A 12,206-nucleotide genomic window follows, 5' to 3' on the forward strand; every position below is an offset into this window, starting at 1 on the left:
GTCAGTTCGTCCTCGGGTTCACAGCGGGCTCCTGCTCGAGCATATGGTCCTGAAGAGCCACCTCCGGGTAATGGAGATCGAAGGCGGGGCGCTCGGACCGGACGCGAGGCAGGGAATGGAAGTTATGGCGCGGGGGCGGGCTGGAAGTCGCCCACTCGAGCGATGCACCGTAGCCCCACGGATCGTCGACCTCGACCTTCTTCCCCTTCACGTGCGTGAGCACGACGTTGAGGAGGAACGGAAGCGTCGACGCACCCATGATGACCGCACCGATCGTGGAGACCTGGTTCAGCCAGCCGAAGTTGTCCTCGGCGAGGTAGTTGACGTAACGGCGGGGAGCACCCATGACGCCCAGCCAGTGCTGCACCAGGAACGTCATATGGAAGCCGATGGTCAGGAGCCAGAAGTGCACCTTGCCCATGCCCTCGCTGAGCTTGTAGCCGAACATCTTCGGCCACCAGAAGTAGAACCCGGCGAACATCTCGAACACCACGGTTCCGGCCATCACGTAGTGGAAGTGAGCCACCACGAAGTAGGTGTCGGAGATGTGGAAGTCCAGCACCGGGGAAGACAGGATGACGCCGGTCAGACCGCCGAAGATGAAGGTGGTCAGGAAGCCGAGCGTGAACAGCATCGGCGTCTCGAAGGTCAGCGAGCCTCGCCACATCGTGCCCAGCCAGTTGAAGAACTTCACGCCCGTCGGCACGGCGATCAGCATTGTCATGAAGGCGAAGAAGTCCAGCATGACGGCACCCGTGGTGTACATGTGGTGCGCCCACACGGTCACCGAGAGGGCGGCGATGGAGATCGTCGCACCCACCAGGGTCTTGTATCCGAAGATCGGCTTGCGGGAGAACACCGGGATGATCTCCGACGCGATGCCGAAGAACGGCAGGGCCAGCACGTAGACCTCGGGGTGGCCGAAGAACCAGAACAGGTGCTGCCACAGGACAGGACCGCCGTTCTCCGGGTTGAAGATCTGAGCGTCGAAGCGTCGATCCGCTCCCAATGCCAGCAGCGCGGAGGCGAGCGGCGGGAAGGCCATCAGCACCAGAACGGCAGTGATCAGCGCGTTCCAGGTGAAGATCGGCATGCGGAACATGGTCATGCCCGGCATGCGCATGCAGAGGATCGTCGTGATGAAGTTGACCGAGCCCAGGATCGTGCCGAAGCCCTGCAAGGCCAAGCCGAAGACCCACAGATCACCACCCAGGCCGGGCGAGAACGTCGTGTCCGACAGCGGCGCATACGCGAACCAGCCGAAGGACGCCGCGCCCTGCGGGGTGAGGAAGCCGGCCACGACGATCAGCGAACCGAACAGCGTGATCCAGAACGCGAACATGTTCAGCCGGGGGAACGCCATGTCCACGGCGCCGATCTGCAGCGGCACCAGGTAGTTGGCGAAGCCGTTGAACAGCGGCGTGCCGAACATCAGCAGCATGATCGTGCCATGCATGGTGAACAGCTGGTTGTACTGGTCCTTGGAGGCCACGACCTGCAGGCCGGGCTCCCAGAGCTCGCTGCGGATGCCGAGGGCAAGCAGTCCACCGAACGCGAAGAACGCGAAGGCCATGCCCATGTACATCATGCCGATCAGCTTGTGATCGGTCGTGGTCAGCAGGTTGAAGAATTGCTTGCCGAGGCTGGTGCTCTCGGTCTTCTGGTACCTCTCCGGCGCCGGTGTCACCGGCGCGGAGGTCGTCTCGGCGCTCACTCGTTCTCTCCCTCTGTCGCCGGAGTGGTGTAGCGAGGACCAGCGTCGTCATGCTTCTCGCGCATGCTCCACTCCTCCTGGTTGCGGTTGAGGTCAACCCCCAGCTGACCCTCGAGGCCCTGGTCCTTCAGGTCCTGCATGTGCGCGTCGTACTCCTCCTGGGAGACGACCTTCAGGTTGAAGAGCATGTCCGAGTGGTACTCGCCGCACAGCTCGGCGCACTTGCCGGAATACGTGCCTTCACGGGTCGGGGTGACCTGGAAGCTGGTGGTGTGGCCCGGCATCATGTCCTTCTTGTAGAGGAAGTCCACGACCCAGAAGGAATGGATGACGTCGCGCGAGTCGAGCCGGAACTCGACCTTCTGATCGACCGGGAGGTACAGCACGGGCAGCGAGTCCGCCGCGCCCTCCTGGCCGGTCTCGAAGGACTGCACGCCGGCGGGCTCGTGCACGTTCTCATCGACGTAGTTGAAGTCCCAGCTCCACTGCTTGGCCACGATGTTCACGGTGACATCGGGCTCGGCCACGTGCATCTCGACCTCGCGGGCGTCGCGCTGCGTGAAGTAGAAGAAGGTGAGGACCATGACCACGGGCACGAGCGTGAACATCAGCTCGAGCGGCACGTGGTAGCGCAGCTGGACCGGGAAGCCGGTGTCGTTCTTGCGACGGCGGTAGGCGACCGCGCACCAGATGGTGAGGCCCCACACGAGGAGGCCGACGATGACCAGCACGGACCAGGCCCCGACCCACAGGTCGGTGATCCGGCCCGTCTGATCCGTGACCTGACCGTCGGAGTAGCCGGGCATGAAGCCGCGCAGCTGCTCGTCGGTACAGCCCGACAGGAACAGGGTGGCCAGGGCTAGGCCTGCTGTCGCCACGCGGCGGCCTCGCCGCGCGCGCTGGGGGACCTGGGGGATCACAGGGGATGACCTTCCGCTCGTCGTCTCCGGCTCCCGGGCTCCGTTCGCGCTGTGCGTCGCGAGCGGCTCCGGACTGCGGAGTTGGTACTTACCTGGGCGCTGACATGCCCAGGGTGCCGCGCCCGTTCGGAGGAACGGGCCCGGGCAGGCGGAGAGCCCGCCCGTTGACGGCACACTGTCATCATACGTGTTCCGCGGAGCGCGTACTGCATCGGCACGCGCCCGGCTCGCGCCGTTGCCGGTCCGTGATCCGTTCTCAGCCACTGCACCACGGAAAACGGGCCCGACCAGGTGACGAGATCGTCACCGGGTCGAGCCCGAATCCTCGAACGGATCACCGCACAAGCGGCTCAGCCGAAGGAGTCCCCGCACGCGCAGGAGCTCCCGGCGTTGGGGTTGTCGATCGTGAAGCCCTGCTTCTCGATCGTGTCGGCGAAGTCGATCACCGCACCCAGGAGATAGGGGCTGCTCATCTTGTCGACGACGACCTCGACGCCGTCGAAGTCCGCGACCAGATCGTCCTCCATCTGTCGCTCGTCGAAGTAGAGCTGATAGATCAGGCCCGAGCAGCCGCCGGGCTGCACGGCGATCCGCAGGCGCAGGTCGTCGCGACCCTCCTGCTCCAGCAGCGTGGTGACCTTCGCGGCCGCGCCGGACGTGAGGGTGACGCCATGCGCCTTGGCGGGGCGCTCAGTGGTGGGCGTGGTCATGCGATCCTCCTCGAAGCTCGTGTGCGATCCAGGATACGCCTCCGGGCTGGGAAACGGGGATCCCCCGCAGGGCGATGTGCTCAGCAGCGGACGCCACGCTCACAGGGCGATCACAGGACGCCGCGGAACAGCGCGACCAGGAGCAGCAGCCCGAAGCCGGCGACCACTCCGACCACCGCTCCGGTAGCCGCATCCCTGCTCTTCCCGGACATCACCATCGTGAAGGCCAGGACGCACACGGCGACCACGACGGCCAGGCCCCACCACAGCAGGAAGTAACCGGAGAAGAAGCCGACCATCAGGCCCAGGAACAGGAGCGGGATGGTGGCTGCGGAGACGGCGGAGCCCCGCTGCGGGGACGCGCTCCCCGGGTCCCGGCGCGGTGCGGGGGCGTTCATGAATCGTCCTGAGCAAGGGAACCCGCACGACGGAGCAGGAGAGCCTCGGCCAGACACACCCGCGCGAACTCGTCGAGGTGCAGCGACTCATCGACCCCGTGCGCGCGCGACTCCGGATCCTCGACACCGGTCACCAGCACATCGGCCTCCGGGAACACCTCGAGCAGGTCGGCGATGAACGGGATCGATCCGCCGAGTCCGGTGTCCACGGCGGCGGTCCCCCAGGCGTCGCCGAGCGCGCTGCGGGCGAGATCCATGGCGGGCGAGTGCTGGCGGGCGCTGTAGGGCTTGCCCTTCTCCCCCTCGTGCACAGTGACCTCCGCGGTCGCCGGGGCGTGCTTCTCCAGATGGGTCACCAGGGCAGCCATCGCCGAGTCCGGGCTCTCCCCCGGCGGGATGCGCAGCGAGAGCTTCGCGCGACTGACGGGGACCAAGGTGTTCGAGGCGTCACGGACGGCGGGCGCATCGATCCCGATCACGGACAGCGCCGGGCGGGTCCACAGCTGCGCCGTCAGCGGCCCTCCGCCGGACAGCTCGAGCCCGTCGGGCACGCCCGCGTCGCGACGGAAGTCCGCCTCGTCCATCTCGACGCTGGGATCCGCTGAGCGCGCAAGCCCCTCGACCGCGACCTCTCCGTTCTCGTCGTGCAGGGTCGCGATGAGACGGGACAGCTGGGTGAGGGAGTCCATCACCGGGCCGCCGAACAGTCCGGAATGCACGGCGTGCTGCAGGGCTCGCACCTCGACGACGACGTCGACCAGCCCGCGCAGGCTGGTGGTGAGCGCGGGAGTCCCCACCGCCCAGTTCGCCGAGTCGGCGACGATGATGAGGTCCGCTTCGAGCGCTTCGCGATGGGCTTCGATGAAGGGACGGAAGGTCGGCGATCCGGCCTCCTCCTCCCCCTCGACGAAGACGGTGACACCGAGTCCCTCCGCGGCCAGCTCCTCACCGACCAGGCGCAGCGCCGTGACATGGGCCATCACGCCCGCCTTGTCGTCGGCCGCGCCCCGTCCGTACAGGCGTCGACCGCGCTGAGCGGGCTCGAAGGGAGCGCTGGTCCAGGCCGTCTCGTCCCCGGTGGGCTGGACGTCGTGGTGGGCGTACAGCAGGACGGTCGGCCGTCCAACGGCGGCGGGCGTGCGTCCGATCACCGCCGGGGCGCCGTCGGCGACGGATTCGATGGTCACCTCGGCCATACCGGCACCCCGCAGCAGCGCGGCGACCGCCTGGGCGCTGCGTCGTACGGGCTCGCGGTCATAGCCCTCGAACGCGATGGAGGGGATGCGCACGAGATCCTTCAGATCGTCGACGGCGCCGGGCAGCAGCTGCTCCAGACGTGCGCGCAAGGCGTCGATCTCCGTCGGATCGCTGCTGGCGGGGGGAGGTGTCATCGGTCCGTTCGACGTGGTCATAGCACGTACCGTACCGCCGACACGCGCCCCGTCCGGGGCCTGAGGCCATGGCCCGGCGCGTGCACCGGGGAATCCCAGGAGAACTTGACTAGGATGCCCCGGTGATCTTCCGCAAGCGTGATACCCCTGAGACCCCCGAGCCGACGCAGCCAGTGCGCCCCGGCTCCAAGGGTCGGCCCACCCGTACCCGCAAGGAGGCCGAGGCGGCCCGTCGTCGGCCCCTCGTGGTCGACGATCGGAAGGAGGCGCGCAAGCGCGATCGTGCGCGCGCCTCGAAGGAGCGGGCCGAGGCGCAGCAGGCGCTCATGACCGGGGACGAGAAGAAGATGCCTCTGCAGCATCGCGGCCCCGAGCGCCGCATGGTGCGGGACCTGGTCGACTCCCGGCGCAACGTCGCCGAGTACTTCTTCCCGATCGCCCTGATCTTCATGCTCGTCGCGCTGGTCATGCCGCTGATCAAGCCGGACCTCTACGTGACGATGAGCACCGGCATGATCGTGGTGCTGTGGGGCGGGATCCTGCTGTGCGTGATCGACTCGCTCGTATTGCGCCGCCATCTGCGCAAGCGCCTCACCGAGCAGTTCGGCTCCGTGGAGCGCGGCCTGGTCGGCTACGGGATCATGCGCGCCATCCAGATCCGTCGCTTCCGACTCCCCCGCGCTCAGATCAAGCACGGAGAGCAGCCTCGCTGAGGCTGCACCGAGCACCTGGCTGACCCCGGGCAGACGAGCAGAAGAACGGCCCCCGCGATTTCTCGCGGGGGCCGTTCTTCATGGACGTACCGGGGGCTTCACGGCGACGCCGGGCGGTCAGGCGGTCAGGCGGTCGGTGCGGCGCCTGCCGACGTCGTCGAGCCGTTCGTGGCGTCCTGTGCCCCGTCCGCGGACTTCTCCATCGCGCCCGCGGACTTCTCGTCCCGCGCAACGGGCTTCGTGTCGACGCCCGCCTCCTTGCGCTGCTGCGGGGTGATGGGCGCGGGGGCAGCTGTCAGCGGGTCGAACCCGTTGCCGGTCTTGGGGAAGGCGATGACCTCACGGATCGAGTCCTCCCCGGCCAGCAGCGCCACGATGCGGTCCCAGCCGAAGGCGATGCCCCCGTGGGGCGGGGCGCCGAACTGGAAGGCGTCGAGCAGGAAGCCGAACTTCTCCTGCGCGTCCTCCTCGGAGATGCCCATGACCTTGAACACCCGCTGCTGCACGGACTGGTCGTGGATTCGGATCGATCCGCCGCCGATCTCGTTGCCGTTGCACACGATGTCGTAGGCGTAGGCCAGAGCACTGCCGGGATCGGTGTCGAAGGTGTCCATGAATTCGGGCTTCGGCGAGGTGAACGCGTGGTGCACCGCCGTCCAGGACCCCTCGCCCACGGCGACGTCGCCTGCTGCGCGAGCGTCGGCGGCCGGCTCGAACATCGGGGCGTCGACGACCCAGGCGAACGCGAAGGCGTCATGGTCGATCAGACCCAGGCGCTCGGCGATCTCGTTGCGGGCCGCTCCGAGCAGGGCGCGCGAGGACTTGGCCTCGCCGGCGGCGAAGAAGATGCAGTCGCCGGTGCTGGCGCCGGTCGCCTCGAGGAGGCCGGCCTTCTCGGCCTCGGAGATGTTCTTGGAGACCGGTCCCGTGAGGGTGCCGTCCTCCTGGACCAGGACGTACGCGAGCCCCTTGGCGCCGCGCTGCTTGGCCCACTCCTGCCAGGCGTCGAGCTGACGGCGGGGCTGCGAGGCGCCCCCTGCCATGACGATCGCGCCGACGTACGGGGACTGGAACACCCGGAACGGCGTGTCCTGGAAGTACTCCGTCATCTCCACGAGCTCGAGCTCGAACCGCAGATCGGGCTTGTCGGAGCCGTAACGGCGCATCGACTCGGCGTAGGTGATGCGCGGGAACGGCGTGGTGATCTCGTGGCCGCCCTTGGCCCACACGGCGGTGAGGATCTCCTCGGCCAGGGCGATGACGTCCTCCTGGTCCACGAAGCTCATCTCCACGTCGAGCTGGGTGAACTCCGGCTGACGATCCGCACGGAAGTCTTCGTCGCGGTAGCAGCGCGCGAGCTGGAAGTACTTCTCCACGCCGCCGACCATGAGGAGCTGCTTGAACAGCTGCGGGGACTGCGGCAGCGCATACCAGGAGCCGGGCGCCAGGCGCGCGGGCACCAGGAAGTCCCGGGCACCCTCAGGGGTGGAACGGGTCAGGGTCGGGGTCTCGACCTCGAGGAAGTCCTGGTCCAGGAGGGTGTCGCGCGCAGCGCGGTTGACCTCCGAGCGCAGACGCAGCGCGGCGGCCGGGCCCTGACGCCGCAGGTCGAGGTAGCGGTAGCGCAGACGCGCCTCCTCGCCGACCTCGGAGTGCTCGTCGAGCTGGAAGGGCAGCGGCGCGGAGGCGCTGAGGACCTCGACGCTGTCGGCCGTGACCTCGACGTCGCCGGAGGGCAGCTGAGGGTTCTCGTTGCCCTCCGGGCGCTTGCCGACCGTGCCGACGATCTTCAGCACGTACTCGTTGCGGAGGTGGAGGGCTTCGTCCTCCCGGACCACCACCTGGGCGACGCCGCTCGCGTCGCGCAGATCGAGGAACGTCACGCCGCCGTGGTCACGGCGACGGCCGATCCAGCCGGTGAGGGTGACGGTCTGTCCGATGTGCTCCGAGCGGAGCGCGCCGGCGGAATGGGTGCGCAGCACGAGGTGTCCTTCACAGTGGGGCGATGGGGTGGGGCCGACGACGCGCCGTAACGTGCCTGCGACCTTGGCACCCGAGGGTATAGAACCCTCAGCGTACCGCGCAGGGTGAGCGATCTCGCCCACCGCGCTCTGTTGCGACAACCCTCCCGGCCGTAGACTTGCACCTTGTCCGACCTGCGGAATTGCAGGTCCTTCGAGCCCGTTGTCGCTCGTGCTGCGCTGTTCTCATCGTGCGCGTCTCACATCGCGACCTGTCAGGGCATCAGCCCTGCCACCTGCGAGGGCCTTCAGATTTCACTCCACCCCTCAAAGGACGCCATGACTGACGCCTCCCCTGCCCTCGATCCCTCACCCGCTGCGGATACCTCCGACGCGGCCCCCACGGATCAGGGCACCCCCTCGACGGCCGCGGCCGCTGAGACCAGCACCACTGCCGACGCCGCCGCCGAGACCGCCCCCGACGCCCCTGCCGGTCCCAGCTTCGACGACATCGCCCTTCCGGCGCCTCTGCGCCGCGCGGTCGACGAGCTCGGCTTCACGACTCCCTCGGCCATCCAGACGCAGGCCATCCCGCCGCTGCTCGAGGGCCGCGACGTCATCGGCGTCGCCCAGACCGGCACCGGCAAGACGGCCGCCTTCGGCCTCCCCCTGCTCGCGGCGATCGATCCCTCGCTGCGCGAGGTGCAGGCCCTGGTGCTCGCCCCGACCCGTGAGCTCGCCATGCAGGTCGCCGACGCCATCTCGTCCTTCGCGACCGCCATCGGCGGCCTGGACGTCATCGCTCTGTACGGCGGCTCGCCCTACGGCCCCCAGGAACGTGCGCTCGCTCGCGGCGCCCAGGTCGTCGTCGGCACGCCCGGCCGCGTGATGGACCACATGCGTCGCACCAACCTGCGCCTGGACACCATCCGCTTCGCCGTGCTGGACGAGGCCGACGAGATGCTCCGCATGGGCTTCGCGGAGGACGTCGAGGAGATCCTCTCCCACTCCCCCGAGAGCCGTCAGCTCGCCCTGTTCTCGGCGACCATGCCCTCGGCGATCCAGCGCGTCGCGCAGACCCACATGAAGGACCCGGTGCGCGTGAGCGTCTCGCCGCAGTCCTCGACCGTCAAGAGCGTGCGCCAGTCCTATGCCGTGGTGCCCTTCAAGCACCGCACCGGTGCGCTCGCCCGCGTGCTCGCCACCTCTCCGGCCGAGGCCGCGATCGTGTTCGTGCGCACCCGCGCCGCTGCTGAGGAGGTCGGCTCCGCGCTGGTGGCGCGCGGCCTGATCGCCTCCTCCATCAGCGGTGACGTGCCCCAGAAGGAGCGCGAGAAGATCGTCGAGCGTCTGCGCGATGGCTCCCTCCAGGTTCTCGTCGCGACCGACGTCGCGGCCCGCGGCCTGGACGTGGAGCGCATCGGCCTGGTCGTGAACTTCGACGTGCCGCGCGAGCCCGAGGCCTACGTGCACCGCATCGGTCGCACCGGCCGCGCCGGCCGCACCGGTGAGGCGCTGACCTTCATCGGCCCGCACGAGCGGCGCACGCTGAAGAACATCGAGCGCGCCACCAAGCAGACCCTCGAAGAGGCCGTCATCCCCTCGCCCCGCGATGTGTCCAAGCACCGCCTGGCCGCGCTGCTCACCAAGGTTCCCGATCGCATCCAGCGCGGACGTCTGGAGCTGTACCGCGAGCTCGTCAGCGAGTTCGTCACCGAGAACGAGATCGATCCCCTCGAGCTCGCCGCAGCCCTCGGCGCCATGAGCGTCGGCGATGACGGCCCGGGCACCGCCACCGAGGAGGAGGAGTACACTCCCTCGAAGCACAGCGGCAGCGACGACCGTCGCGGCGACCGCGGGCCTCGGCACGAGGGCTCGCAGACCGAGAAGGGCTACACCTCCTACAAGATCGGCGTGGGCAACACCCATGGGGCACGCCCGCCGGCCATCGTCGGAGCGATCACCGGCGAGGGCGGTCTGAACGGCAAGGACGTGGGCAAGATCCAGATCTTCCCCACCTTCGCCCTGGTGCAGATCCGCGGCTCCCTCGACGAGGAGCAGATGGCGCGCATCGGCAAGGCCCGCGTCGGCGGCCGTCCGCTCCGCATCGGCCCGGACCACGGCCCGCGCGGCGGCAGTCGGGGCGCTCGTCCCGACGGCGGACACTTCGACGGCAAGCGCAAGCCCTTCCGTCGGTCCTCGGCCAGCTGATCCCTCGGCCCGGGAGCGACCTCTCCCGGGCATGGAGAAGGCCCCTCCTCCGATCACTCGGAGGAGGGGCCTCGTCGTCTGTGGGGCGAGCGGGAGCCTCTCGGGTTCCCGCCGGACGTGATCAGGCCTGCTGCTCGGCGTCCTTGCTCTCCGCGTACGCCTTGCGGACCTCGTCCATGTCCAGGTTCTTCACCTGGCCGATGAGATCCTCGAGAGCGGACTGCGGGAGGGCGCCGGCCTGCGAGAACACCGGGATGCCCTCGCGGTAGGCGACCAGGGTCGGAATCGAGGTGACGCCGTAGCGCATCGCCAGCTGCTGCTGGTCCTCGGTGTCGACCTTGGCGAAGGTGACGTCCTCGTGGGTCTCCGAGGACTCCTCGAAGATGGGGGCGAAGCGCTGGCACGGCACGCACCAGCCCGCCCAGAAGTCGATCAGAACGATGCCGTCCTCGACGGTCGTGTCGTGGTTCTCTGAGGTCAGGGTGACGGTAGCCATGACTGCTGGAACGCCGGAACGCCGCTGATCATTCCCATGGCGCTGCGATGTGACTCAGCTCATCCGCAGTCGCCGAGCTCAGCGCAGCGGCCGACCTCGCCACGCAGAGGTGGCGATGACGGGCAAGGGCTCAGCCGTCGAGCCCACGTCAGGCTCGTCCGCCTTCTCCCCCGGCCTGTCCCGCGAGGATCTGCACGCAGCGATCCTCGGCAGGCGGCTCCCACCCGGCGGAGTCGGCGACGACCTGCTCACCGGTGCGGATGTCCTTGACCTCGTCGTCGCTCCCGTCTGCTCCCGGGAACCAGACGAAGGGGATCCCGCGACGATCCGCATAGCGGATCTGCTTGCCGAACTTCGCCGCCGTCGGTGCCACCTCGCAGGAGATCCCTCGGCCGCGCAGGGCGCGAGCGACGGCATCGCTCGCGGGACGGTGCTCCTCGTCCGTGACGGAGACCAGCACGCACGTCGGCACCGCGCGCGCGGGCCGCGCGAGGTCGGCGGAGAGCATGCGAGAGACCAGGCGCGACAAGCCGATGGAGAGCCCGACGCCCGGGTAGGTGTGGCGGTTGTCGGCGGCCAGCGAGTCGTATCGTCCGCCGGAGCACACCGAGCCGAGGGCCTCGTGGCCGGCGACGAAGGTCTCGAAGACGGTGCCCGTGTAGTAGTCCAGTCCGCGGGCGATCGAGAGATCGGCGAGGATCACGCCGGGCACGGCTGCCTCGACGCGCTCCAGGACGGCGGTGAGCTCGGCGATGCCCTGCTCGACCATCTCCCCGGACCCTCCGAGCTCTCGCACCCGCTCGGCGAAGGAGGCGTCGCGAGTGCGGATCGACGCGAAGTCCAGGCATGCCTGCGCCTGCTCCTCACTCGCCCCGGCGTCGGAGAGCAGCAGCTCTCGGACCTTGTCCGGACCGATCTTGGGCAGCTTGTCCAGGTTCCGCAGCACCGCTGCGTGGTCCTCGAGTCCGATGGACCGGAAGAAGCCCTCCGAGAGGCGTCGGGTGTTGGCGTGGATGGTGAACGCCGGCAGCGGCAGGCGGTCGAGGATCTCGGCCATCACGATCGCGACCTCGGCCTCGACGTGGCCGGGCAGGGAGTCCTGCCCGATGACGTCGAGATCGGCCTGGTAGAACTCGCGGAAGCGCCCGACCTGGGGGCGCTCGCCGCGCCACACCTTCTGGATCTGGAAGCGGCGCAGCGGGAAGACCAGGTCGTTCTGGTGCTCGAGCACGTACCGGGCCAGCGGGACCGTGAGGTCGAAGTGGAGGCCGAGGGTGCGGGACGCATCGGCGCCGGAGTCGTCCGCTCCCTCCTCGGCGTGCAGGCGGCGCAGGACGTACACCTCCTTGTCGATCTCGCCCTTGCGCAGGAGCTGTTCGAGGGGCTCGACCGCGCGCGTCTCGATGCCGGAGAACCCGTGGAGCTCGGCGACCTCGCGGAACACGTCGATCACATGCTGCTCGACGAGACGCTCGGCCGGCAGCCACTCGGGGAATCCGGACAGTCGTGAGGTCTTCGCGGTCTTGGCCATGGAGTGCACATCCTTCTCGGGGTCGTCGGCCTGGGCGGCGCGGCTCCAGTATCGCGCATCCCCACCACCGCAGCCGTGCGCGGGAGACGGACCCCGGACGAGGCGTTCCGCACGCACGCATCACGGTAGAGTTCCCGGAGGTGATGCGCTCCGATGCCCGG

General features: G+C 68.8%; 9 protein-coding genes and 1 pseudogene. 2 read left to right on the forward strand and 8 right to left on the reverse strand.

From position 1 onward, the window contains the following. Position 1: 1 nt before the first annotated feature. From ctaD to CIK81_RS01920, 5 genes are all read right to left on the reverse strand, one after another. On the reverse strand, positions 2 to 1,714 hold the full coding sequence (ctaD, locus tag CIK81_RS01900; RefSeq protein ID WP_096164383.1) for a cytochrome c oxidase subunit I: 1,713 nt from the start codon (positions 1,712 to 1,714) through the stop codon (positions 2 to 4). After that, the gene (gene coxB / locus CIK81_RS01905; protein WP_096164382.1) at positions 1,711 to 2,634 is read right to left on the reverse strand and encodes a cytochrome c oxidase subunit II; all 924 of its coding nucleotides are present in this window, start codon (positions 2,632 to 2,634) and stop codon (positions 1,711 to 1,713) included. The genes ctaD and coxB overlap by 4 nt, the downstream gene beginning before the upstream one ends. Before the next feature lie 350 nt (positions 2,635 to 2,984). Next, positions 2,985 to 3,344 (reverse strand): iron-sulfur cluster assembly accessory protein, encoded by a 360-nt coding sequence (locus CIK81_RS01910; RefSeq protein ID WP_096164381.1) that lies wholly within the window; start codon positions 3,342 to 3,344, stop codon positions 2,985 to 2,987. Between the two features lie 110 nt (positions 3,345 to 3,454). After that, positions 3,455 to 3,742 (reverse strand): hypothetical protein, encoded by a 288-nt coding sequence (locus tag CIK81_RS01915; RefSeq protein WP_096164380.1) that lies wholly within the window; start codon positions 3,740 to 3,742, stop codon positions 3,455 to 3,457. Continuing rightward, positions 3,739 to 5,154, reverse strand: a complete 1,416-nt coding sequence (locus CIK81_RS01920) for a dipeptidase (RefSeq protein WP_096196816.1) — start codon at positions 5,152 to 5,154, stop codon at positions 3,739 to 3,741. The genes CIK81_RS01915 and CIK81_RS01920 overlap by 4 nt, the downstream gene beginning before the upstream one ends. 101 nt (positions 5,155 to 5,255) lie before the next feature. Between CIK81_RS01920 and CIK81_RS01925 the strand changes: the two genes are divergently transcribed. Continuing rightward, positions 5,256 to 5,846 (forward strand): DUF3043 domain-containing protein, encoded by a 591-nt coding sequence (locus CIK81_RS01925; RefSeq protein WP_096164378.1) that lies wholly within the window; start codon positions 5,256 to 5,258, stop codon positions 5,844 to 5,846. 125 nt (positions 5,847 to 5,971) lie between these two features. Here CIK81_RS01925 and aspS read toward each other — a convergent pair whose 3' ends face one another. Continuing rightward, entirely contained in the window at positions 5,972 to 7,828 is a 1,857-nt protein-coding gene (aspS, locus tag CIK81_RS01930; RefSeq protein ID WP_096164377.1) for an aspartate--tRNA ligase, read from the reverse strand. Between the two features lie 318 nt (positions 7,829 to 8,146). Here aspS and CIK81_RS01935 point away from each other — a divergent pair, with 318 nt between their 5' ends. Continuing rightward, positions 8,147 to 10,018: a DEAD/DEAH box helicase gene (locus CIK81_RS01935; RefSeq protein WP_096164376.1), complete on the forward strand. Its 1,872-nt coding sequence runs from the start codon at positions 8,147 to 8,149 to the stop codon at positions 10,016 to 10,018. Between the two features lie 121 nt (positions 10,019 to 10,139). On the opposite strand, the pseudogene trxA reads toward CIK81_RS01935, so the two are convergent. Next, positions 10,140 to 10,532 (reverse strand): annotated as a pseudogene (trxA, locus tag CIK81_RS01940) (thioredoxin); the annotation flags it as partial. 130 nt (positions 10,533 to 10,662) lie between these two features. Beyond that, on the reverse strand, positions 10,663 to 12,045 hold the full coding sequence (hisS, locus tag CIK81_RS01945) for a histidine--tRNA ligase (RefSeq protein ID WP_096164374.1): 1,383 nt from the start codon (positions 12,043 to 12,045) through the stop codon (positions 10,663 to 10,665). Positions 12,046 to 12,206: the final 161 nt, after the last annotated feature.

The organism is Brachybacterium sp. JB7 (genome assembly GCF_003335205.1).
In the GTDB taxonomy this organism is placed as follows: Bacteria; Actinomycetota; Actinomycetes; order Actinomycetales; family Dermabacteraceae; genus Brachybacterium; species Brachybacterium alimentarium.

Bases quoted from the DNA above. Each gene is read 5' to 3' on its own strand.
- CIK81_RS01915 (WP_096164380.1), bottom strand. From the start codon at position 3,742: ATGAACGCCCCCGCACCGCGCCGGGACCCGGGGAGCGCGTCCCCGCAG.
- CIK81_RS01920 (WP_096196816.1), bottom strand. From the start codon at position 5,154: ATGACCACGTCGAACGGACCGATGACACCTCCCCCCGCCAGCAGCGAT.
- hisS (WP_096164374.1), bottom strand. From the start codon at position 12,045: ATGGCCAAGACCGCGAAGACCTCACGACTGTCCGGATTCCCCGAGTGG.
- CIK81_RS01910 (WP_096164381.1), bottom strand. From the start codon at position 3,344: ATGACCACGCCCACCACTGAGCGCCCCGCCAAGGCGCATGGCGTCACC.
- CIK81_RS01935 (WP_096164376.1), top strand. From the start codon at position 8,147: ATGACTGACGCCTCCCCTGCCCTCGATCCCTCACCCGCTGCGGATACC.